The sequence below is a fragment of the Streptomyces jeddahensis genome, from assembly GCF_001642995.1.
Lineage (GTDB): Bacteria > Actinomycetota > Actinomycetes > Streptomycetales > Streptomycetaceae > Streptomyces > Streptomyces jeddahensis.
In genome coordinates, this window is the sequence record NZ_LOHS01000079.1 from 58,467 (window position 1) to 76,942 (window position 18,476).

The 18,476-nt window shown below is 69.3% G+C and carries 16 protein-coding genes; 12 read left to right on the top strand and 4 right to left on the bottom strand.

What is annotated here, in order from left to right:
• Window positions 1-23: 23 nt before the first annotated feature.
• On the bottom strand, window positions 24-746 hold the full coding sequence (locus tag STSP_RS16515) for a helix-turn-helix domain-containing protein (RefSeq protein ID WP_067278148.1): 723 nt from the start codon (window positions 744-746) through the stop codon (window positions 24-26).
• A 230-nt stretch (window positions 747-976) separates the two neighbouring features.
• On the opposite strand from STSP_RS16515, the gene STSP_RS16520 reads away from it, so the two are divergent.
• The 3 genes from STSP_RS16520 to STSP_RS16530 are packed head-to-tail and all read left to right on the top strand — an operon-like array spanning window position 977 to window position 3,489.
• Window positions 977-1,642 (top strand): DUF4097 family beta strand repeat-containing protein, encoded by a 666-nt coding sequence (locus tag STSP_RS16520; RefSeq protein ID WP_067278150.1) that lies wholly within the window; start codon window positions 977-979, stop codon window positions 1,640-1,642.
• A 48-nt stretch (window positions 1,643-1,690) separates the two neighbouring features.
• Window positions 1,691-2,656 (top strand): ATP-binding cassette domain-containing protein, encoded by a 966-nt coding sequence (locus STSP_RS16525; protein WP_067278153.1) that lies wholly within the window; start codon window positions 1,691-1,693, stop codon window positions 2,654-2,656.
• Window positions 2,653-3,489: an ABC transporter permease gene (locus tag STSP_RS16530; protein ID WP_067278155.1), complete on the top strand. Its 837-nt coding sequence runs from the start codon at window positions 2,653-2,655 to the stop codon at window positions 3,487-3,489. Before STSP_RS16525 ends, STSP_RS16530 begins: the two co-directional genes overlap by 4 nt.
• Window positions 3,490-3,970: 481 nt before the next feature.
• Here STSP_RS16530 and STSP_RS16535 read toward each other — a convergent pair whose 3' ends face one another.
• The 3 genes from STSP_RS16535 to STSP_RS16545 all read right to left on the bottom strand — a co-directional run bounded on the left by STSP_RS16535 (window position 3,971) and on the right by STSP_RS16545 (window position 6,721).
• Window positions 3,971-4,726, bottom strand: a complete 756-nt coding sequence (locus STSP_RS16535) for a phosphatase PAP2 family protein (RefSeq protein WP_078067236.1) — start codon at window positions 4,724-4,726, stop codon at window positions 3,971-3,973.
• A gap of 216 nt (window positions 4,727-4,942) precedes the next feature.
• A complete protein-coding gene (locus STSP_RS16540) occupies window positions 4,943-5,953 on the bottom strand; it encodes a C40 family peptidase (RefSeq protein ID WP_067278157.1) in 1,011 nt (336 codons plus the stop codon).
• Window positions 5,954-6,097: 144 nt separating this feature from the next.
• Window positions 6,098-6,721 (bottom strand): Uma2 family endonuclease, encoded by a 624-nt coding sequence (locus tag STSP_RS16545; protein WP_232789670.1) that lies wholly within the window; start codon window positions 6,719-6,721, stop codon window positions 6,098-6,100.
• Between the two features lie 236 nt (window positions 6,722-6,957).
• On the opposite strand from STSP_RS16545, the gene STSP_RS16550 reads away from it, so the two are divergent.
• From STSP_RS16550 to STSP_RS16590, 9 genes are all read left to right on the top strand, one after another.
• On the top strand, window positions 6,958-8,583 hold the full coding sequence (locus tag STSP_RS16550) for a transposase (protein WP_067278159.1): 1,626 nt from the start codon (window positions 6,958-6,960) through the stop codon (window positions 8,581-8,583).
• A gap of 118 nt (window positions 8,584-8,701) precedes the next feature.
• Window positions 8,702-8,938 (top strand): DUF397 domain-containing protein, encoded by a 237-nt coding sequence (locus tag STSP_RS16555; protein ID WP_067278161.1) that lies wholly within the window; start codon window positions 8,702-8,704, stop codon window positions 8,936-8,938.
• A 207-nt stretch (window positions 8,939-9,145) separates the two neighbouring features.
• Window positions 9,146-10,666 carry a hypothetical protein gene (locus STSP_RS16560; protein ID WP_067278163.1) on the top strand — a complete coding sequence of 507 codons (1,521 nt, stop codon included), beginning with the start codon at window positions 9,146-9,148 and terminating at the stop codon, window positions 10,664-10,666.
• Window positions 10,667-11,064: 398 nt separating this feature from the next.
• Complete coding sequence (locus STSP_RS16565) at window positions 11,065-11,373, top strand: hypothetical protein (RefSeq protein ID WP_030689133.1); 309 nt, start codon at window positions 11,065-11,067, stop codon at window positions 11,371-11,373.
• Window positions 11,374-11,618: 245 nt separating this feature from the next.
• Window positions 11,619-12,473: a hypothetical protein gene (locus STSP_RS16570; RefSeq protein ID WP_067278166.1), complete on the top strand. Its 855-nt coding sequence runs from the start codon at window positions 11,619-11,621 to the stop codon at window positions 12,471-12,473.
• Entirely contained in the window at window positions 12,463-13,815 is a 1,353-nt protein-coding gene (locus STSP_RS16575; protein ID WP_067278167.1) for a hypothetical protein, read from the top strand. The genes STSP_RS16570 and STSP_RS16575 overlap by 11 nt, the downstream gene beginning before the upstream one ends.
• Window positions 13,812-15,380, top strand: a complete 1,569-nt coding sequence (locus STSP_RS16580) for an SCO6880 family protein (RefSeq protein ID WP_067278170.1) — start codon at window positions 13,812-13,814, stop codon at window positions 15,378-15,380. The genes STSP_RS16575 and STSP_RS16580 overlap by 4 nt, the downstream gene beginning before the upstream one ends.
• Window positions 15,381-15,391: 11 nt before the next feature.
• The gene (locus tag STSP_RS16585) at window positions 15,392-16,804 is read left to right on the top strand and encodes an ATP-binding protein (RefSeq protein WP_067278172.1); all 1,413 of its coding nucleotides are present in this window, start codon (window positions 15,392-15,394) and stop codon (window positions 16,802-16,804) included.
• 133 nt (window positions 16,805-16,937) lie between these two features.
• A complete protein-coding gene (locus STSP_RS16590) occupies window positions 16,938-18,323 on the top strand; it encodes a type IV secretory system conjugative DNA transfer family protein (protein ID WP_408646310.1) in 1,386 nt (461 codons plus the stop codon).
• Window positions 18,324-18,476 lie beyond the last annotated feature (153 nt).

Below are 18,476 nucleotides of genomic sequence, written 5' to 3' on the forward strand. Positions count from 1 at the left end.
CGCGGCCCTTCCAGCGCGGAGCGCTAAGGGGTCGTTTCGGGCTTCGTGTAGAGAACCTCGCGCGCCTGCTCCGCGGCGCGGACGGTGCTCTCCGAGACGAAGTCGAGGAAGCGGGCGATGTTCTCGAAGCGCACGCCGGCCGGGGTGTGGGGCCCGAGGATGCCGACGCCCTGCCGTGCGGTCTGGACGACCTCGGCCATGGCTCGGGCGCTGGCCATCATCGACTGGTACATGATGTCGTCGTCGACGACATACCGCTCGCGGCGGCGTTCGTCGCGCTCCCGACGGACCATGCCCTGGCTCTCGAGGAACGCGATCGCTTTGGAGACGGACGCCGGGCTGACATCGAGGCGCTGGACGAGTTCGGACGCGGTGAGGCTGCCGGTGTCGGTGAGGCTGAGGGCTGACAGGACCCGGGCCATCATCTTGGGCATGCCCGACTGCATCATGACGGTGGTGAACGTCTCCTCGTACGCGCGCACCGCCTCGGCGTCGCGTCCGTAGGCCTGCGCGGGCGCCTCCGTGCCCCGGGGCGCGACCCGCCTGCGGCGGTGGGCGCGGTGTTCGGTGGCGCGGTGGGCGAGGTCGGCGCGGTAGCCGGTGGGGCCGCCGTTGCGCATCACCTCGCGCGTGATCGTCGAGGTCGGACGGTCCAGGCGTCGGGCGATCTCCGCGTAGGCGAGGCCGTCGGCCAGTCCCAGCGCGATCTGCTGGCGTTCCTGCTGGGTGAGCCTGCCTCCCGGCATCGCGCTCTCCTTTCGTACTCCTTGACGCCTCCAGCATAGCGTTCACGCTCAATCTATTGCAACGAGCAGACGGCCGCCGTTGCGTTATCTCTCAGAACCATTGCAACAATTTCTCTGCTCTGACCTGCATTAATGTCGGCATCTTGCAACGACTCCATTGAAGAATCTTTGAACGCAACGTAGCTTTTCCAACGTCGGAAACAACAGCGAGCAGAGCACAGGAGAGCACAATGCAGACGTTCAGCACCCCGGCCCCGGTCTCCGTCGTCCTCGACATCCCCGCGGGGCGGATCCAGTTCATCGCCGCCGACCGGGCCGACACCACGGTCGAGGTCCGGCCCGCGGACGCCTCGAAGGGCCGCGACGTGAAGGCGGCGGAGCAGATCGAGGTCGCGTACGCCGACGGCGTGCTGCGGATCGAGGCCCCCGCGGCGAAGAACCGGATCCTCGGCAACTCCGGATCCATCGAGGTGACGGTCCAACTGCCCGCCGGCTCCCTCGTCGAGGGGAAGGCGGCCAGCGCCGAACTCCGCGGCGTCGGACGGCTCGGCGACGTCGCCTTCGAAGGCGCGTACCGCCAGATCAAGCTCGACGAGACCGCGAGCCTCCGCCTCACCGCGATCGACGGCGACGTCGAGGTCGGCCGCCTGGGCGGCCCCGCGGAGATCAGCACCGCAAGGGGCGACATCCGGATCAGCGAGGCCGTGCGCGGCACGGTCGTGCTGCGCACCCAGTCCGGCGACATCGCGGTCACCGCCGCGGCCGGCGTCTCGGCCGCCCTGGATGCCGGCACCGGCTACGGCCGCATCAGCAACGCCCTCAAGAACGACGGCACCGCCGAACTCGACATCCGCGCCACCACCGCCCACGGCGACATCACCGCCCACAGCCTCTAGAGCCCGCAGCCTCTGGAACCGACCACGCCCCCTCAAGGAGCACCCGTCATGACCGACCTGGCCATCGCAGCGAACAGACTGCGCAAGTCCTACGGCGACAACACCGTCCTCGACGGCGTCGACCTGGCCGTCCCGGAAGGAACGATCTTCTCCCTGCTCGGCCCGAACGGCGCCGGCAAGACCACCGCCGTCAAGATCCTCTCCACCCTCATCACCGCCGACGCGGGCGAGATGCGCGTCGGCGGGCAGGACCTCGCCACCGACCCTCAGGCGGTACGCGCCGCGATCGGCGTCACCGGACAGTTCTCCGCCGTCGACGGCCTGATCACCGGCGAGGAGAACATGCTCCTCATGGCGGACCTGCACCACCTGTCCAAGCGCGAGGGACGGCAGGTCGCCGCCGAACTCCTTGAGCGCTTCGACCTCACCGAAGCCGCGAAGAAGCCCGCATCCACCTACTCCGGCGGCATGAAGCGCCGCCTCGACATCGCCATGACCCTGGTCGGCAACCCGCGGATCATCTTCCTCGACGAGCCGACCACCGGCCTGGACCCGCGCAGCCGCCACAACATGTGGCAGATCATCCGCGAACTCGTCACGGGCGGCGTCACCGTCTTCCTCACCACCCAGTACCTGGAGGAGGCCGACGAACTCGCCGACCGCATCGCCGTGCTCAACGACGGCAAGATCGCCGCCCAGGGCACCGCCGAGGAGCTCAAGCGGCTCATCCCCGGCGGACACGTCCGGCTCCGCTTCACCGACCCGGCCGCGTACCAGAGCGCCGCCTCGGCCCTGCGCGAGGCCTCCCGGGACGACGAATCCCTCGCCCTGCAGATCCCGAGCGACGGCAGCCAGCGCGAGCTGCGCTCCATCCTCGACTGGCTGGATTCGGCCGGTATCGAGGCGGACGAGCTGACCGTGCACACCCCCGACCTCGACGACGTCTTCTTCGCCCTGACCGGCGGCGCCGTCGTCCCCACCCAGAACAACCAGCCCAAGGAGACCGCCCGATGAGCACCCCGAGCACCCCGAGCACCGCCCTGGCTCCCGCCCGCCCGACCCGGTTCTCCCTCGCCGTACGCGACTCGTCCACGATGCTGCGCCGCAACCTCCTGCACGCCCGGCGCTACCCGTCCCTCACGCTGAACCTGCTGCTCACCCCGATCATGCTGTTGCTGCTCTTCGTCTACATCTTCGGCGACACCATGAGCGCGGGCATCGGCGGCGGCGGTCCGGACCGCTCCGTGTACATCGCCTACATCGTCCCGGGCCTGTTACTGATGACGATCGGCAGCACCACGATCGGCACCGCGGTCTCCGTCTCCAACGACATGACCGAGGGCATCATCGCCCGCTTCCGCACGATGGCGATCCACCGCGGCTCCGTGATCATCGGACACGTCATCGGCAGCGTGCTGCAGGCGATCATCAGCGTGGTCCTCGTCGGCGCCGTCGCCGTGGCCATCGGCTTCCGCTCCACCGATGCCACCGTCCTGGAGTGGCTCGCGGCGTTCGGACTGCTCGTGCTCTTCGCCATGGCGCTCACCTGGATCGCGGTCGGCATGGGCCTGAGCAGCCCGAACGCCGAGGCCGCCAGCAACAACGCGATGCCCCTGATCCTGCTGCCGCTCCTCTCCAGCGCCTTCGTCCCCATCGACGCGATGCCGGGCTGGTTCCAGCCGGTCGCCGAGTACCAGCCGTTCACGCCCGCCATCGAGACCCTCCGGGGCCTCCTGCTCGGCAGCGACATCGGCCACAACGGCTGGCTCGCGGTCACCTGGTGCCTGGGCCTCGCAGTCCTCGGCTACTTCTGGTCAACCGCAAAGTTCGACGCCGACCCGAAATAACCCCACACCACGCCCCACCCAAGGGCGGCGTACCCCGACACCCCGTCGGCGTACGCCGCCCAGCCCGCTCCCGCTGTGGGCAATCGTTCCGCAGGGCTGGGGGCACCTCCCAGCGGTAGCTGGGGGAGGGTGGGCACAGCCCCACGACGGCGGCCACCCGACCCCGCACAGTCCCCCGGACGGCCCCAAGACCCACCCGTACGGCTCCCCAACGAAGGCCCCCCACTGGCCCGCGGCCAGCGAACATCGTGCGCTGAGTACATGGACTCCGCGAGGAAACCCCGAATAGCAGCGGCCCGAATAGCGACCGGCACCGCGGCAGCAGCAGCGACTCTCACCCTGGCAGCAACAACGGCCGCCGCCCTGGAAAAGGACGGCACCCCCCACCCCGAGTCAGGCCCCTTGGCCCTGATCTCCGGGGCCCTGGCAACCGCAGCCGGCACAGCCGGCCTGGCGCTGCTACGGAAAAGAAGGCCCGAGGCTATGCCGCAAGATCCCGCTCGGAATCCCCGCCCGGCAAGCCCGACGACCCCGGTTCAGCCCCTGACGCCGGCCCCGACGCCGACTCCGACTCCGTCCCCGGCCCCGGTTCGACAGCCCCCAGGGACCCCCGCGCCCGGACCAGCCACCCAACCCGCGCCGACCTCCCCATAGCCTTCGCCACAGGTGTCAGCAGCGCCATCGCCACCGGCGACAGCAGCAGCGCGACCGCCGTACCGAGCGCGAACCCGCCGATCACGTCCGTCGGGTAGTGGACCCCCATGTAGACGCGGCAGAACCCCTCCAGCACCGCCAGCGCGATCCCGGCGATCCCGTACTTCCGGTTGGCCACGAACAGCCCGACGCCCACCGCCATGGCGAGCGTCGCGTGATCACTCACGAACGAGAAGTCGGTCTTTCCGTGGACAAGGACGTCGAGCCCCTCGTGATCGACGAAGGGCCGCGGCCGTTCGACGAACCCGCGGATCGGGATGTTGATCAGGACGGCGATCCCGGCGGCCAGCGGCGCCCAGACGATCGCGGCCAGCGACGTGGCCGCGTCGTCGAGCGTCGTGGCCCGCCTCCGCATGGTCCACCAGCACCACAGCACGAGCAGCACCATGCCGAGCAGCAGCCCGTACTCCCCGATGAATCCCATGGTCCGGTCGAACCAGCCCGGGGCGTCGTCGGCCAGGCCGTTGATGCCGTACAACAGGCTGACGTCGGGGTTCGACCCGGATGTCGCGAGTCCAGCCATCGTGCTGCGGCCCCTTCGTCCTTCCTGCGGGCGCACCCTTGCGTACGCCTCTCCACCAACCCCCGTGGTCTCGATCCGTCCAGAACAGGAACGCACAGTCCCCTTGAATGCGTTCCACCCTCCACGGAATGATCACCCAGACGTTATCGAAGAGAGACCCGTCTTCGCAGCTCAGGGGCGGTACGCCGGAGATTTCCGGCCACGTCGAGGCGTCGGTCACGCCTCCGGCGCCCGCGTCGGCAGCGCCTTCGCGCCGTCTTCCGTGACCCGTGTCGCACCAAAGTAATCCGGCGTGTCGATGGGGTCGAAACGGATCACCGCACCCGGCCGCGGAGCGTCGATCATGTAGCCGCCGCCCACATAGATTCCCACGTGCCGGATGGCCCGCGAATTGGTCAGGTCGTCCGAGAAGAACACGAGGTCTCCCGGCAGCAGCTCGTCCCGCGCGGGATGCGGCCCGGCGTTGTACTGGTCGTTGGCGACCCGCGGCAGCTTGATCCCCACGGTCTCATACGCCGCCTTGGTCAGCCCCGAGCAGTCGAAGCGCCCGCCCTCGGCGGCGGTCCCGTCCCCGCCCCACAGATACGGCGTCCCGAGCTTCTTCTGCGCGAAGTAGATCGCCCCGGCCGCCTGCCGCGACGGCGAGACCCGCCCGACCGGCCTCGCGAAGCTCTTCTCCAGCGTCGTGATCGTCTTCACGTAGTTCTGCGTCTCGCGGTACGGCGGCACGCCTCCGTACTTGATCACGGCATACGCACCCGCGTTGTACGCGGCGAGCATGTTCTCGGTCGGGTCGCCCGGCGCGTCCTTCACATACGAGGCCAGCTTGCAGTCGTACGAGGCGGCGGAGGGGATCGCGTCCGCCGGGTCCCAGATGTCCCGGTCGCCGTCGCCGTCCCCGTCGAGCCCGTGGGCTGCCCACGTGCCCGGGATGAACTGCGCTATGCCCCGCGCGTCGGCCGGGCTCTTCGCGTTCGGGTTGAATCCGCTCTCCTGGTACAACTGCGCAGCCAGCAGCGCCGGGTTGATGGCCTTGCAGAGATTGCCCCACTTCTGCACCAGTGCCTGGTACGCGGCCGGCACGGCGCCCTTGGCGAGCCCGACGGCTCCGCCCCCGAGCCCGTTCGCCAGGCTCCCGGCCGCCATGTACGTCCCGACGACGAGCAGCCCGACGAAGCTCAGACACAGCCCGATCCCGATCCCCGAGACCACCCAGACTTTCCGCACCCCCCAACTCTCCCCCATGAGCGCCCTGTTCAAGGCCCTTTCGGCCACGTGGCCGTCGGACCAGCACGACTATTCGGCCATGTGCCCACACGTCGGCTCAACCGGCACGGCTCGTACCCCCCGCGACGCTCAGCCGGTCAATCGTCACGCACGCACACCTGGCCCGCGCGGCGACGTGCCGTACAGCGGGAAGCGGGCCGTCTCGACCTCGAACCCGAGAGGCGGAGGAAGCGGCACGGACTCCCCGAACTTGCCGGGCAGCACGTCCCGATAGCTGCCGCTGCGCGGATGGGTGTGCAGTGCCCAGGTGCCCTTCCGGGGATCGATAACCAGGAGGTTGGCGACATGCGAGACCGCGTACCAGTCGGCCTTGTCTCTGATGTCTTTGGACTTCTCGGGGGCCGAGATCACCTCCACCGCGAGCGCCACGTCGACGGGGTCGGCGAGCCAGTCGTCGTCCTCCCACTCGGTGGGCAGCACGATCAGGTCCGGCGTCACATAGTCGTCCGCATCGTCAGGCAGTGCGATCGAGGACATCTCGTACGCTGACAGTTCTTCGGGCAGCGCCTTGTCGAGCTGTCGGCGCAGCCGCGCCACCACACCCGCGTGCTTCCCACGCGGAGGCAGGGACATCACGAGCTCTCCTCCCACGACCTGCACCCGCAGCCCCGTCGCTTCCTCGACCTTCTCGGCGACCTCGCGCAGGTTCCCCGGACGGGGACGCGGATACATACGGGAGCCGGGCGCCACTGACATGTTTCGCGACATCCGTTCCTCCACCACCGACGCCTCTGCGACGGCGCGAGCGAGTCGGGCGGGAGGACCGGTGTCCCGCTCGGCGTCGCCCCACCGTACTGCTCCGCCTCGTCCACGGGCTGCGCCCGCGTGCACTCCTGAGAGGGGAACGCTAGTTCTTTTATCGAATGAGTGACCTTTGCGGATGGTGTTCGTTGGATGCAGTGACGGGGCTGCAAAGGTTCGAGCGGGGCAGGGGGTGAGGTGGAGTGCGAGAGCTGGCGGATCCGTTCGTGGCGCCCGGCCCGACCGGGGTGGCGATCCGCGACCGGCTGCGGGTCTCGGAAACGGACACGATCGTGCTGCGTAAGGCAGGCATCTTCCTCGGCTCGCTGGCCACCGGTGATCTCGCGAACCGCTGTCGGCAGGGCCGAGAGCACGATGCTGCCGCTTGGGCGGTACGCAAGCGGGAGCTGACCGGCCACTCCTCTGCACGCTGGGCAGGCAGCATCACCCGGCACGTCAATGACCAGTGGGCGCTGGCCCGGCGCGGCCAAGCCGCACAGATCGCCTGGCTCCGCGGGCAGATTGGGCAGATCGAGGCCCGGCTTGCCCGCCCGCTCGGAGCCAAGGCCAGCAAGCACGAGGGATCACCGAAAGGCTACGCCTCGCGCAGTGAGTGGCATGCTAAGTCCCGCCGCCTACAGACCTTGAAAGACCGGCTGGTCAGGGTGGAGGCGGATTGGACCGCGGGTCGCGTGCACGTGGTGCGCGGCGGCCGACGTCTCGTCCACACCCGGCACCACCTCGCGGAGGCGGGTCTGAGTGAACAGGCATGGCGGGCCCGGTGGGAAGCGGCCCGGATGTTCCTGTCCGCCGACGGCGAGTCCGGCAAACGGTTCGGTAACCAAACCATCCGTATCACCGAGACCGGACAGATTTCCATCAAGCTTCCGGCTCCGCTGGCTCACTTGGCCAATGCGGCACACGGCCGGTACGTGTTGGATGCGACCGTGGCCTTCCGGCATCGTGGCGAGGAGTGGCGCGATCGCATCGCGGCAGACCGGGCGGTGGCCTACCGCATCCACCACGACGTGCTGCGCGACCGCTGGTACATAACCGCCTCCTGGCAGCGCGCTGTCGTCCCGGTGCTGCCGCTTGAGGTGGCGCTGGCCCGGGGCGCGGTGGGGGTGGACATGAACGATGACCATCTGGCGGCCTGGCGCCTCGATCAGCACGGCAACCCAATGGGGGAGCCACAGCGCTTCTATTACGACCTGTCGGGAAACGCGGCGCACCGGGATGCGCAGATCCGGCATGCGCTGACCGGACTGCTGCACTACACGCGCCGCAGCGGCGTGGCCGCGATCGCTGTGGAGAACCTTGACTTTGCGGGAGACAAAGGCCGGGAAAAGCACGGCCGCAACAAACGGTTCCGCCGGTTGATCTCCCGCTTCCCGACCGCGAAGCTCAAAGCCCGGCTGCTGTCGATGGCTGCTGAACAGCAGGTGGTGATCGTCGCGGTGGATCCCGCCTACACCAGCACCTGGGGTGCCCAGCACTGGCAGAAGCCGTTGACTACCCCACGACGTGAGATCACCCGGCACGATGCGGCAAGCATCGCGGTCGGACGACGCGCCCAGGGTTTTCCGATCAGGCGACGGACGGCACCGCCCCACCGCGACCAGAGCGATCGCGGTGGGCATCGGACCATCCAGGCCCGACCGGACGCCCGAGGGCGTGAGGGAACCCGCCCCCACCCACCCGGACCGCGCACAAGATGCGCGTCGCCGGTGGTGGAACGAAAGCGGGTGACCAGCCTGCCCAACACCGTTCGGGGCAGCGCCACTGAACGGCAGTCCTGGCAACAGGACTCGCTCCCGCTCAGTGATTAGGAACGGTCGTGGGGAAGTTCGAGAGACGGGATACGGTTGGCATCGGAAGTCTCCACTCACAACCTCGGCGCCTTCGTCACCCTCTTCCAGACCCTCAAGCAGAAGGAGACCCGAACCCGTGGCTGACGTACCCCCGAACCTCGACTGGGTCCGGGCCGCCCCGGAGGACGCCGTCGGTCCGGGCCCCTGGATCGAGATCGCCTTTGGCGAGGACGACGCGGTCTACATCCGGGAGACGAGCGACCCGGACAACGTGGTGACGACGACGCAGAAGAAATGGGACGCGTTCGTACTCGGCGTCCAGGCAGGCGAGTTCGACCACTTCGTGGAGGGCGTGGAGGACGTGACGCCGTAGGCCGTTACGTACTTCTACCGACACGAATGCGATTGACGGACCCCCCGCCTCGGCGGATCGTAGGGACCGGCACGGGCGCGTCACCAACGCACGCCCGAAACGGCTGGGGGGAGCCGAAAAATGGGGGCATGGGGACCGTACGACAGTGGCGGCGGCAACGCAGGGTGGGCCGTACCGCCACCACCCCCGCAGCCCCCGACCGTGGGGATGCCGCCCGCACCAGCGGACCCTTGGCGGGCCGTCGCGGTCGGCCTGCTCAACCTGACCGGACTCGGCCTCGGCTACGTACTGCTGCGCCGCTGGCTGTCGGCCGCCGCATGCTGGGTGGCGACGGCGGCGCTGTTGCTGGTCGCGCTGCCGGCGGACGTCGACGGCGTACCGGGCGCGGCCCTGGTCGCGTACGTCGCCCTCGTGGCGCTCTCGGCGGCGGACGGGGCGCGCCGCGCGCTCCGGACGCCGCTCCGCCCGGCGCTCAGCGCGCCCGTGGCGGCGGTGCTCGGCCTGGTGCTCCTCGCCGTACCGGCGGGGGGCGCATGGGCGTACGACGGGGCGCGTGACGAGGCGATCGAGAAGATGCTGCTCGACCGGCTCGCCACGACGGACGAGCTGGTCGACACGGCGTCCGAGAAGGGCTTCTCCGCAGGGGAGAAGGACTTCCGGTCGGCGCTCGCCGATTACCGCGCGCTCGTCGAGGACCATCCGGATTCGCGGGCGGCGAAGCGCGTCCCGGACCGCCTGGAGGCGTTCTACGAGGCGGTCGCGGTGCCGTACCGCGAGAAGGAGTACTGCGAGGCCGTCTCGCCGCTGAAGTACCTGCGGACGGTGCCCGAGACCATGGACAAGGACCGCCTCGGCTCCCTGGTGGAGTGGCCCGACGACCGGCTCGCCACCTCGCTGTACGAATGCGGCGTCTTCCGCCTCGGCGACAGCTCGGCATCGAACGGCGGCGAGCTGGGCGAGCTGCTGCGGACGTTCCCGGAATCGGAGCAGGCCGCGAAGGTCGAGCCCGCCTTCCACGACGAGATCGAGGCGCGGTCCAAGGCCCTGAGCGGGGACGATCCCTGCACGGTCACCGATGCTCTGCGCCAGATCGGCGAGACGGCGGACGGGCTCCCGGACGATCCGGGCGACGGCCTGCGCAAAGACGCCGACAGCGCGGTGGAGTCGGGCGTCTACGAATGCGGTGTGGACGAGTTCGAGGACGGCGACTTCGAGGACGCGAGCAAGACGCTGTACGACTTCGCCGACACGTACAAGGGGAACAAGAAGGCGAAGCGGGCGCGGCAGATCGCCATCGCCGCCGAGATCGCAGCGGAGCGGCCCGCGGCGGGCCGGAAGCTGCCGCCGTCCGGCAGCCCGGGCGGCTCCCGGATGCCGATGGAGTTCACCAACGACGCCCCGAGCGCCGTCGAGATCCTCTACACCGGCCCGGTCACCGGGACCCTCTCCCTGAAGGCCTGCGGAAGCTGCGACACGTACTCCAGCTACGCGGAGGGCAACCTGTCCGCCTGCAACGACAGCGGCAAGAACTACCCGAAGACCACGCTCCGCCTGCCCGCCGGCAACTACCACTTCCTCGTCAAGTACACGGAGGACGGCGACAGCGACTACGCGCAGAACTACACCGACGGAAGCAAGGTCGAACCCGGCTACACCTACACACAGTGCACGTACGTCGTCGAGACCGGATTCGGCCTGCCCTCCGACGAGACACCGCTCGACACCTGACGCACTGTGAGCTCCCCCGCCGCGCGGCCGGTCCGCCCGTGCCGCGAGGCTGGTCCTCCCGTGCCGCCCGTGCCGTCGCCGGCGGCCCGCGCCGCCCCGCCTCCTTGCGCCCCCGGACGCCCCGGGGCCGCCCGGCGTGTGACGAGGTGTCACACCTGGCCATCATTGCCCGAGGTCACCCCTCGTGATACACAGAGTGACCATACGTACCTTCGTATACCGCCCCACGCCCCCGCGAGGGGCTCGCGCGGGCCGGCAATCGGAGATCCGTACGAAACCCGCCAATCAATGGCGCCAAGTCGACATCCGACAGCGCCATCGTCGGCAAGAATGAGGCCTGACCTCTGCGCGCACCGGCAGGGGGTGCACGGAACAACCCACTAGGGGCGGTGAGTTACATGCTTATGGCAGCCGAAAAGGGCGACATCACCACCATCATCGGCGGGATCGCCCCGGACTGGGGGCCCTTCGGGAGCCTGGGCAACGAAGCGCGGGTGATGATCGAGGTCGTGATGGCGGTCGCCATCCTCCTCTGCCTCGGCATCGCGATCTGGGGCGCCGCCAAGCAGAGAATCGGCGCCACGGCCCTGCGCGACACCTTCAGCGCGGAACAGGGCAAGGGCCTCATCATCGCGGGCCTGACCGGGGTCTTCATCATCGGATCGCTGGGCACGCTCTTCACCATCGTGTACGGCATGGCCGTCTAGCTCCGGCCGCGGGCCGACCCGACCGGCACCGCGGCCCCAACGCTCCGTCAGTCGTCCGGGTGCGCCCGGCTCCTCCCTCTACCCCACCCGTCCGTCGCGCCCACCGACTGAGGTTGCGTTCCCCAGATGTCCCAGATGTCCCTGGCATTGCTGATGTCGAGTCACCACACCGCGTCCGCACGGCGACCGGCAGGGCTACCGTCGTACTACGCGGTTCTGCACGAGCTAGAGGGGGCGTACGCGGCATGAGTCTCGGCGACGAGCACCATTACGACGACTTCGGACGCTCCGGGCGCACGGACGACGACTTCGGCGGCTCGGGCCAGACCCGGACCCGGCTCCCCGAGCGGCGCGGCGACGTCTACGGCGGCGCGCGCCGCCCCGGCCGCTCCTCGTCCCGGAGCCTCGTCACGGTCGTCGGCGTGGTGGTCCTCCTGATCGCAGCGATCGCTTTCGCGAACCGTGGCGGGGACGATTCCTCTGCGGAGAGCGGGGAGAGGGCGGACGCGGCGCCTACGGCGGCGTCCGGGGAACGACCGGTCAGCGCCAAGGACGGGGAGATTCCTTCGGGGTTCGGGCGGGATCGGGAGGGGGCGCAGAGCGCGGCGGCCAACTATTCAGTGGCGCTGGGCTCAGCCGACATGTTCAACAAGGCGCGGCGGCACGACATCGTCAATGCCGTGTACGCACCGGACGTTGCGGCCAAGCGTCAGTCGGCCCTCGACGAGGCGTACTCCAGCGAGAAGTTCCTGACCAACATCGGCCTGAGCAAAGACGGGACTGCGCCGACCGGCACGACCTTCGTCTCCCGGGTCATTCCTGCGGGCACCAAGGTCAAGAGCTACAGCAGCGACACCGCCACCGTCGATGTCTGGTACACGTCCCTCTTCGGCCTCGCGGGTGAGACCACCACGAACCCAGTCGCTGAGAGCTGGTACACGACCACGTATGAGCTGCGGTGGGTCAAAGGCGACTGGAAGGTGACCGACTTCCAGCAGAAGGACGGCCCCGTCCCTGTGGGCCGGGATCAGACCGCCTCCACCGCCGACGACATGGCAAAGGCCGTCGAGGAGTACGGAGGGTTCACGTATGCCCGCTGACAAGCGCCGCCTGGCCCTCTCACTCGCCGCCACCGTGGCAACAGTGCAGACAGCCACACTGCTGTTGGCCACCCGGGCCTTCGCCGCGCCGACTCCCGAGCCCAGTGACGACCCCTGCGATCTCATCCGGGGGCCGGCCAGGGACTACTGCGAACGAGACGGCGGCTCCGGTGGAGGCGGTGGCTCCACGTCCGACCCCCTCACCTCCACCCTCGACCCCCTCTCCTCCCTCGCGAAGGGCTGTGCCGACGCCGCTTCCTGGACCGTCGAGAAGCTGTCCGACGCCGTGAAGGAGACGGCCAACGTCGACTTCACGAACCCCACGTTCCTCAAGCAGTACGCCGTCGTCTTCGCGGCCTCGACCGTCCTGACCCTGCTGCTGTGGCTGCTGGCCGTCGCCAAGCGAGCCGTACGCGGCGTGCCGCTGGCGACCGCGATCGGTGAGGCGGTCGGGTTCCTCTGGCTCACCGTCCTGGCGTCGGCCTTCACGCCGCTGATCCTCTACACGGTCGTATCGGCGACGGACGGCGTCACGGACGTCCTGGCGAAGGCGACAGGCGACCAGACGGACACGTTTTTCGGAACCTTCTCCGGCGCGCTGGAGAAGGGCGAGGACATCGGCGGCGGACCGATCATGCTGATCGTCGTGTCCCTCGTGTCGATCCTGGCGGCCGGAGTCCTGTGGCTGGAGCTGGTCCTGCGGGCCGCGCTACTGTACGTGGGGGCGCTGCTCGGGACCGTCGTGTACGCGGGGCTGGTGGACAAGAACCTGTGGGGGCACGTCCGCCGCTGGGCGGGCATCATGATCGCGGTCATCCTGGTCAAACCGGTGATCGTGATCGTGCTGGGCCTGGCCGGGGCGCTCTCCGCCGAGGACGGGCCGAACGCGTTCTCGGCGGTCGTGTCCGGCCTCGCCATCATCCTGCTCGCCATCTTCGCGAGCGCCATGATCTACCGGTTCGTACCGGGCTTCGGGGACGAGATCGCGAACTCCCGCAACAACCGCATCATGCGAGGTGCCGAGAACAAGGCGGCCGCTGTCATCAGCTCCCCGGCCGCCCTTGTGTCCCAGGGCATCAAGACCCACAGCGCCCGCGGCCGGGCGGACGACGGCGGCGGCAACCAGCCGCGGCCGGCGAACCCGGCGAGTGGAGGAGTGGCCGCACACAGCACACGTGGGGCGGCCACCGGTACGGGCGGCGGCGGATCTGTCCCCTCCGCCGCACCCCCGCCCCGTACCAGCCCCGTGAACACCCCGCACGCGAGCAACGCCCGCACTGCGGGAACCGGCGCTGCGAGCAGCGCCGGACGTACCAACCGCACGGGAGGTGAAGGGCGTTGACGACTGATTCCCATGCGTCTCATCTGTCCCCTCCGGTCACGCCCCGCCGTACGTATCTGATCGGCCGCGCCCGGCCGAACGCGATCATCGGCCGGAACCGGGAGACGGGCGAGATCGCGCTGATCATCGCGGGCGCGTTCCTCGGGATGATGTGCGGACTCCTCGTCCCGGTCCTGAGCATGCGGATCGTGCTGCTGCTGGGCTTCCCGCTGCTGGCGCTCGCCGCCGTCTACGTCCCGTACCGCCGGCGCACGTTCTACAAGTGGTTCGAGATCAACCGCTCGTACAAGCGCACGTTGCGGCAGGGCACCGCCTACCGGTCGGCGGCGATGGAGGCGGGCACGCGCCTTGACGGCCGTGAGGTCGAGGTCGGGCCGCCGCCCGGGATCGGCCGTATCACCTGGCTGGCCGCGCCCTTCGGTCCTGACGAGATCGCCGTGCTGCTGCATGCGGACCGGCGTACGGTCACGGCCGCGATCGAGATCGAGGGCCCGGGCGTGGGGCTGCGGGACAGCGAGGACCAGGAGGCGCTGGTCGACCGGTTCGGGACGCTGCTGAAGCACGTCGCGAACGGCGACGGCTTCGTCACGCGCCTGCAGATGCTCGCCCGTACGCTGCCCGCCGACCCCGACGCACACGCCAAGGACGTGGCGCTGCGCGGCGACGACCGGGCACCCGCCTGGCTGCAGCAGTCGTACGACCAGCTGCAGTCCATGGTCTCGACGAGCAGCGAGCAGCACCGGGCGTATCTGGTCGCCTGCATGCACTACACGCGGGAGCTGGCCGCCGAAGCGCAGGCGATGGCGCGGGCCGCGCGACCGCAGGGCGGCAAGAAGCTCGACCGGGACGCCGGGCTCGCGGTGGTCATGGCGCGCGAGCTGACCGACATCTGCTCGCGCCTCCAGGAGGCCGACATCCGCGTGCGCCAGCCGCTCGGCCAAGGCCGGCTCGCCTCCCTGATCCACTCCATGTACGACCCGGACCATCCGATCGACCACATCCAGGCGATGACGCAGCGGAACGCCTGGCCGGCCGAGCTGGACGCGATGGAGCCGACGTATCTGCAGGCCAAGACGCGGGAGTCGGCGAGCCGCGCGCCCTGGTGCCATGCCACGGCGTGGGTCAAGGAGTGGCCGATGACGCCGGTGGGCGTCAACTTCCTGGCGCCGCTGCTCGTCCACACGCCGGACGTGATCCGGACCGTGGCCGTGACGATGGACCTGGAGCCCACCGAGGTCGCCATCGAACGGATGCTCACCGAGAAGACCAACGACGAGGCGGAGGCCAGCCGCGCCGCCAAGATGAACCGCACCGTGGACCCGCGCGACATCGCCGCCCACTCCCGCCTCGACCAGCGCGGCGAGGACCTGGCGAGCGGCGCGGCGGGTGTCAACCTCGTCGGCTACATCACCGTGTCCGCCCGTACGCCCGAGGCGCTGGCGCGCGACAAACGGACCATCCGGGCCTCGGCCGGGAAGTCGTATCTGAAGCTGGAGTGGTGCGACCGCGAGCACCACAGGGCCTTCGTCAACACGCTCCCGTTCGCGACCGGTATCCGAAGGTAGGGGCTGCACTCATGCGGGATCCGCTGTCCGTCCTCACCGAAGCCTTCACGTCCTTCCTCTTCGGGAAGGTCGAGACGACCCGGCTGCCCGTGCGTACGTCGTCGGGGCAGGCCCAGGCGGTCTACCTCCCGACGGCCGCACCCGGCCTCGGCGACTCGGGCGTGATCATCGGCCGCGAGGTCTACTCGGGCAAGGGCTACATCTACGACCCCTTCCAGCTGTACGGGCAGCAGCTTCCCGCGCCGCACTGGCTGGTGCTCGGCGAGTCCGGCAACGGCAAGTCGGCGCTGGAGAAGACGTACGTCCTGCGGCAGCTGCGGTTCCGCGACCGCCAGGTCGTGGTGCTCGACGCGCAGGGCGAGGACGGCGTGGGCGAATGGAACCTCATCGCCCAGGAGCTGGGGATAACTCCCATCCGGCTCGACCCGATGGCGGCTCTGGACACCGGCATCCGCCTGAACCCGCTGGACCCGGCGATCACGACGACCGGGCAGCTCGCGCTGCTCCGGACGATCATCGAGGTCGCGATGGGACACGGCCTCGACGAGCGCTCGGGCTTCGCACTGAAGGTCGCGCACGCGTACGTCAACGAGACGATCGTCGAGCGGCAACCCGTCCTGACGGACATCGTCGAGCAGCTCCGCCACCCCGAGCCGGAGTCAGCCGAGGCGATGAACGTCGCCATAGAGGACGTACGGGCGTGGGGCCTCGACGTGGCCCTGGTCCTGGACCGGCTGGTGGACGGCGACCTGCGCGGCATGTTCGACGGCCCGACGACGGTCGGCATCGACCTGGACGCCCCGCTGATCGTCTTCGACCTGTCCCATATCGACCGCAACTCGATCGCCATGCCGATCCTGATGGCGATCGTGGGTGTGTGGCTGGAGCACACCTGGATCCGCCCCGACCGGAAGAAGCGCATCTTCCTGGTCGAGGAGGCCTGGCACATCATCGCCTCGCCGTTCGTGGCGCAGCTGTTCCAGCGGCTGCTGAAGTTCGGCCGGCGGCTCGGCCTGTCCTTCGTGGCGGTCGTGCACCATCTGAGCGACGTGGTGGACGGCGCGGCCGCCAAGGAGGCGGCGGCCATCCTGAAGATGGCGTCGACGCGGACGATCTACGCCCAGAAGGCGGACGAGGCGAGGGCGACGGGGCGAGTGCTGGGGCTACCGCGATGGGCGGTAGAGATCATCCCGACTCTCTCACCCGGCATCGCGGTCTGGGACGTCAACGGCAACGTCCAGGTCGTCAAGCACCTGGTCACGGAGATGGAACGCCCGCTGGTCTTCACCGACCGCGCGATGACCGAGTCGTCCGCCGAGGTGTCCGACGACGACGCCCTGCGCGCAGCCGAACTGGAGGCGGAGGAGCGGGCCGCGTTCATGGAGCAGCAGATGAAACAGATGAACGACTCCACGGTGGCGTGACGTGGGTGCGGGACAGCAGTACGGCGACAGAGGCCGGGAGGCTTGGGAGGACCGGCAGAGCCGGAGAGGGCGGACGGAGGAACGCGGAGTCCCCGACGGCCTGCTGATCGGCGTCCTCCTCTTCCTCCTGGGCATGACACTGCTGGTGTGGTCGGCGACGGGGCTGTCGGCCTTCTTCGCCCACGGCTCCTGGCCGAAGAACGTGACGGTCACCCACACCCCGTTGGCGATGCGCCACCTCATCGCCCAGCCACACGACGTAATGGGCGCCTGGCCGGACACCCCACCGCAACAACTGTCCGGGTACGGCCTGTTCTGGGGCCTGCTGATAGGGCAACTGATGGTCCTGGTCGTGGTGACGGTGGCGGTGATGGGGGTGGTGGCGAGGTGGAAGGCGGGTCGGAAGGCCGCCGCTGTGGGCAGTCGTTCCGCTGGGGCGGAACGGGTGGGCACAGCGGAACCCGCACCGCAGACACCCGCACCCGCTGTGGGCGCCGCCTCCGCCGCTGTGGGCAATCGTTCCGCTGGGGCGGAACGGGTGGGCACAGCGGAACCCGCACCGGAACAGGCCCCCGCACCGGCACCCCCCACACCCCAGGGCCCCATACTGTTCGGCCCCGCCGAAACCAGACACCACACCGCCACCCAGGCGGTACGAGACGCCGAGGGCGCAGCCCTGGTCGTCACGTCGAACCCGGCCCTATGGGCCGAAACAAAGGACGCCCGCGCAAAACTGGGCCCGGTCCTTCTCTACGACCCCTCACACCTGTGCGACACCCCGGCCCGCCTCCACTGGTCCCCCAGCACCGGCTGCGAAGACAAGACGGTCGCGGCCCAACGAGCGGCAGCCCTGCTCGCCCCGATCCGCCCGTCCTCAAAACTGGACGCCGCGGTCGCGGACACCGCGGAAACGCTCCTTCGAAGCTTCCTGCACGCCGCCGCCGTCGACGGCCGCCAGTTCCGGCACGTACACCGCTGGGCACAGGGCACCCAGGTACAGGAGGCGGTACGCGCACTGCGTACGAACCCCAAGTCCGCACCGGGCACAGCCGGCGAACTGGAAGCAGCCCTGACCTCGCACCCCGAACGCCGTGACATCGCCCAAGAGCTGACGGCCCGAGCCCTCTCATCCCTCTTCACGATCAACGTCCGCGAGTCCTGCACCTCAAACCGAACTGATGCCCTCGCCTTGGATTCTTTTACGAATGAAGGGGGCACGCTTTATGTGGTGGGTGAATCAATCGAGGACCCGAAGACGAATCCGGGAGCGATGCCGCTCCTCACCGCCCTGACCTCAAGCGTGGTCGAGCACGGCCGGCGCATGGCCGAACGGTCATCCTCCGGTCGGCTCGACCCACCACTCACCCTGGTCCTGGACGACATCGCCGCGGTGGCCCCCCTGCCCCAGCTGCCGGACCTCCTGACAATGGGCCCCTCCCAGGGCCTCCCCACCCTGGCCCTCCTTCGCTCCCGCGAACAGGCGCGCGCGAGGTGGCCGCAGCAGGAACTGCCGGTCTAGGGCTGCTCTAGAGCACGGAGCTCCGAAATTGAGAAAGCCCCAATGTCCCTGAAACGCAGAAAACCCCCGCACCGAATGGTGCGGGGGTTTTCTCAAGAATTGTTCGGCGGCGTCCTACTCTCCCACAGGGTCCCCCCTGCAGTACCATCGGCG

Excerpts from the sequence above, each read along its gene's own strand:
- STSP_RS16565 (WP_030689133.1), top strand. The coding sequence starts at position 11,065 with ATGCTTATGGCAGCCGAAAAGGGCGACATCACCACCATCATCGGCGGG.
- STSP_RS16515 (WP_067278148.1), bottom strand. The coding sequence starts at position 746 with ATGCCGGGAGGCAGGCTCACCCAGCAGGAACGCCAGCAGATCGCGCTG.
- STSP_RS16590 (WP_408646310.1), top strand. The coding sequence starts at position 16,938 with ATGACACTGCTGGTGTGGTCGGCGACGGGGCTGTCGGCCTTCTTCGCC.
- STSP_RS16570 (WP_067278166.1), top strand. The coding sequence starts at position 11,619 with ATGAGTCTCGGCGACGAGCACCATTACGACGACTTCGGACGCTCCGGG.
- STSP_RS16525 (WP_067278153.1), top strand. The coding sequence starts at position 1,691 with ATGACCGACCTGGCCATCGCAGCGAACAGACTGCGCAAGTCCTACGGC.
- STSP_RS16530 (WP_067278155.1), top strand. The coding sequence starts at position 2,653 with ATGAGCACCCCGAGCACCCCGAGCACCGCCCTGGCTCCCGCCCGCCCG.
- STSP_RS16585 (WP_067278172.1), top strand. The coding sequence starts at position 15,392 with ATGCGGGATCCGCTGTCCGTCCTCACCGAAGCCTTCACGTCCTTCCTC.
- STSP_RS16545 (WP_232789670.1), bottom strand. The coding sequence starts at position 6,721 with ATGTCGCGAAACATGTCAGTGGCGCCCGGCTCCCGTATGTATCCGCGT.
- STSP_RS16560 (WP_067278163.1), top strand. The coding sequence starts at position 9,146 with ATGCCGCCCGCACCAGCGGACCCTTGGCGGGCCGTCGCGGTCGGCCTG.
- STSP_RS16575 (WP_067278167.1), top strand. The coding sequence starts at position 12,463 with ATGCCCGCTGACAAGCGCCGCCTGGCCCTCTCACTCGCCGCCACCGTG.
- STSP_RS16535 (WP_078067236.1), bottom strand. The coding sequence starts at position 4,726 with ATGGCTGGACTCGCGACATCCGGGTCGAACCCCGACGTCAGCCTGTTG.
- STSP_RS16520 (WP_067278150.1), top strand. The coding sequence starts at position 977 with ATGCAGACGTTCAGCACCCCGGCCCCGGTCTCCGTCGTCCTCGACATC.